The sequence below is a fragment of the Eudoraea sp. genome, assembly GCF_049665975.1.
In the GTDB taxonomy this organism is placed as follows: Bacteria; Bacteroidota; Bacteroidia; order Flavobacteriales; family Flavobacteriaceae; genus Eudoraea.
This window is the reverse complement of the sequence record NZ_JBATGR010000501.1, coordinates 1-3,949: the sequence shown is the minus strand read 5'-3', so window position 1 is coordinate 3,949 and position 3,949 is coordinate 1. Positions and strand designations below refer to the sequence as shown.

At 35.5% G+C, this 3,949-nt stretch carries 2 protein-coding genes; one reads left to right on the top strand and one right to left on the bottom strand.

All coding sequences use genetic code 11. The features are described from left to right. The coding region (locus tag WBN20_RS15965) for a hypothetical protein (RefSeq protein WP_424282403.1) at positions 1–990 on the bottom strand (990 nt) is incomplete at its 3' end. A gap of 256 nt (positions 991–1,246) precedes the next feature. Here WBN20_RS15965 and WBN20_RS15960 point away from each other — a divergent pair. Next, positions 1,247–3,706: a mechanosensitive ion channel domain-containing protein gene (locus WBN20_RS15960; protein WP_424282402.1), complete on the top strand. Its 2,460-nt coding sequence runs from the start codon at positions 1,247–1,249 to the stop codon at positions 3,704–3,706. Positions 3,707–3,949: the final 243 nt, after the last annotated feature.

The window sequence follows — 3,949 nt, the reverse complement described above, 5'->3', positions numbered from 1 at the left end:
CTTGTGCTCCGCATCCAGTGGTATAACAAATAAGTTAGTTTTTAAAAGCCCGTCTATAAATTCTTGGCCATTCTTTATGGCATGGTCATTGTTTAATAAGTCTGGTAACACTTCATCCAAAAGCTCTGCGCAAAACCTATCAAACAAGGCGCTGATAATGAGCAAATTCTGAATTTCTTCGGATTCTTTATTTAATATCTCGGCCAGAATAAACTCAGAAACTTCAAAAGTATCTCCCCGGAAGTTGGCTAGTAAATTGTTTGCTTCCTCTACATTATTAACAGATAATATGGCGAGGCGTATCCCAACAATCCAACCTTCAGTGTGTTCGAATAGTAATTCTGCTGTTTTATCTGAGAGAGCTTGGTCAAAGGATTTCTGGAACAATAAATGAATATCTTTCTTTGAAAATGCCAATTGTTTCATCCTAATTTCACTAATCCTGTTATAAGCTCTAAAAGTGCTAAGTTTAAGAGGTGGATCGCGACGAGAAATAATGACCAAATGCATATTTTTAGGAGGATATTTCAGAATCGCATTAATAAATTCATGGATCTGATCATCTTTGATAAACTGGTAGTCATCAAGAACCAGTACAAATTTATTTTCTAAGTCGTCAATTTCATTAAGCAGTGTGGTGGTTAGGATATTTAATGAAGGTAATACCGCAGCCTTTGTCATCGAGCAAAATTCTTGTTTCTTTGGAGGAAATATAGTGATTAATGCCGCACATAAATACTCAAGAAAAATAGGCAGATTATTGATCTCCCCGTCTAATGAAATCCATGCATTGACCAGTTTTTGGTCCTCTATCCATTCGCTGATGATCAAACTTTTACCATATCCGGCAGGCGCAACCACAAGGGTAAGAGGTTTAAAGCGATTTTTCTCCAGTTCTTCAATAAGGCTGGTACGCAGTAATATATCATCAGATACAGGAGGCCGATGTAACTTGGTACGTATTATATTGTCTTTAATGGCTTTTGACACAATTTAACTGCTTCATTTAAGGGCTAAAGATAATTATTATTAATTATCTTGGCATGAGTACAATCATTTATACTTACTATACTTTATGCCACTCCTTAATATTGAAACTAACTGTGTTTTTAGTAACAGTTTAGTAATATAGCGTACAGCATTTATCATTGATTTTTTACGTTTTAGGATGGTAAATAAGAACTAAATAAATTGTATTTTCGTTAAACTTTTTAGCACAGTTGTCATGAATTTTAGAGGCTCGCATATGAAAATTACCTTCTCATTTTTATGGGTATATAAAATCGCTTTTGTATTCCTTTTCAGCGGACTTTTGTTGGGGGCTGTGCCTGCTGTTTATGGTCAGGCTGCTGCTAAACCGGCTAGTCCACAAGTACCGGTTAAAAAGGAGACTCCTGCAGTGCCTGAAATATCAGATATTATACCTCTGGCCGCGAAAATTGAAGCAAAATTGGCTCTTACAGAAAAATCGCAAAAGGATACCGTAAACCAAAAAGCTCTAAAAACCCAATTTGCTGCTGTTGAAAAAAACATTGATTCGCTTACATCAGAAATCACGGATATGGAAAGTTCCGATCATGTAAGTGTACGGGCACTAAATGAATTTAAAAAGAGCACTTTGAAGGTGATCAGCACATTTAAAGAGGCAAACGTTCCATTATCCGATGCTATTAAATCTATTGAAGATGATAGAAAAGGGTGGCTGAAAGAACAGGAAAATTGGTTAATATGGGAAGATACTCTGGTGGTCAAAAACACGCCAGAACTAATTCAAATTACGTTTAGCAATACCTTACGGAATATAAATACGGCGCTTAGCTATATTGTACCAAAATTGGAAGAATTATTACAAATTCAAAACAACGGGTATAAATTACAGCCAAAACTTGATTCACTACAAGAACGATTTCAAGCTTTATCTGACCAAACCATGCAGAAAGTTCTGATTGATGAATCGGCTCCCTTGTTTTCTTCACAATACGGGGATCAATTTAGCCCTCAATTGTCGAAGAAAACCAAAGATGGATTTAAATTACTTGCCCTTCCGCATAATTTTAAGTGGCTATCGTATTTCTGGATGTTTATTTTTGAACTCTTTGTGTTTTTAGGGATTTATTTGATTCTAAAGAAATATAACACCTCTATACAGGACAGTACCAAATATAAGTTTCTTGCTAATCAGGAACTCCCGACGGCTTTATTTTTTAGTACCACAACCATGTTCTTATTATTTATAGACGTGGAAATACCAGCAATAATAAATCTTACATCTATGGTTATTATTGGTGTTACTTTTTGTGCTTTGGTAAGTAAGGTGTTGCAATCATGGAAGAAGAACCTCGTTTATATTTTTATAGCGATAGTAATTTTTACTAATTTCCTTGTAGCGATTAATATCCCTGTTCCCCTGTTCAGGCTATATGTGGTGCTGATTTCCCTGGCAATTGTTATTCTATTAGCATATTGGATAAGGCAGAGCGTTAGTGAAAAGAAGCCAAAACTCCTGACTTATATGTTGTCTGGTTTTGCCCTATATTTTGGGTTGGTTCTTTTGGCTGAAATAGTCGGGAAGGAAGTTTTAGCCATGTTTTTATTTGATTCATTAATACGAAGCATTGTTCAAATAGTGGTATACGGGGTATACATATTTATAATCCGCGGTGCTCTGGAATGGTTACTTATAAAACTAACCTATAATCGAGAACATGTGAATGATCAGGATATCAGGACAAGTGTCGACCGATTGTCAACATTTATTAGTATCCTTGGTTCAGTCTTTATACTAATCCCACAAATTTTAATTACATGGGGCGTTTTTAGCAGCATGAAGGAAGCAAATGAGCAGCTCATGTCTTTTGGGTTCACTATTGGGAGCAATCAAATTACAGTGCAAATAATTATTACAGCTTTATGTGTTCTATATGGATCCTATATTTTATCTACTGTAGTCAGCAGATTTATAATGGGCGAAGCTCTCAATAAGAAGGATATCGACAAAGGTGCCCGCCTATCAATTTCGCAGCTATTACACTACCTTATTATGTTTATTGGTTTCATGATAGCAATAACACTACTAGGTTTTGATCTGACTAATTTTACAATTATATTGAGTGCACTTGGTGTGGGGATTGGTTTTGGACTTCAGGGCCTGGTGAACAATTTTGTCAGCGGACTTATTCTACTTTTTGAAAGACCGATCAGGGAAGGCGATAGTATTTCGGCCCCAGGTACACCGTGGTCTACAGTTAATAAAATTGGTTTGCGCGCAACAAGATTAACTACTTTTGAACAAGGAGATCTTATTGTTCCCAATTCTGATTTTACCTCTAAAAATGTGACCAACTGGACCCTGAATAACAGGCGAAAGAATTTAATTCTGCCCATAGGTGTTGCTTATGGATCGGATATTGCCCTGGTTATTAAAACACTAATGGAAGCAGGAAAAGCAAATGAAAATTTGGTGAAAAATAGTGTCCCAACGGTTTTATTCAGAAGTTTTGGTGATAGCGTACTTAATTTTGAGCTTCGGGTCTTAGCCAAAGATGCCAATAGTGGTTTATCTATAACAAGTTCAATATACCAGGATATCTATAAGAGATTCGATAAAGCAAATATTCAAATCGCTTACCCCCAGTTAGATGTACATCTATATAATGCAGATAAAAGTAATGTGGCAAAGACAGAACCCAAAGCAAAAGACAATTAAGCCGGGAAGTTGTTCCGACATAAATTATGATTTTTACAATTTTTATCCTTGTTCTATGCTGCTTCTCAAAAGAGCATTTTTTCTGTAGTTACTCTTAAAGTAAACCAGAACCCGGTATTTCTACTACTATAATTACACTTTTATTCCACTTTTTGATTATCGTTATAAACATTACACTTAATACCTTTGATAATATGCGGTAAATTGCAGTTTTTAAGATGTTATATCTTATATTTAAGGGTC

Bases quoted from the DNA above. Each gene is read 5' to 3' on its own strand.
- WBN20_RS15960 (WP_424282402.1), top strand. From the start codon at position 1,247: ATGAAAATTACCTTCTCATTTTTATGGGTATATAAAATCGCTTTTGTA.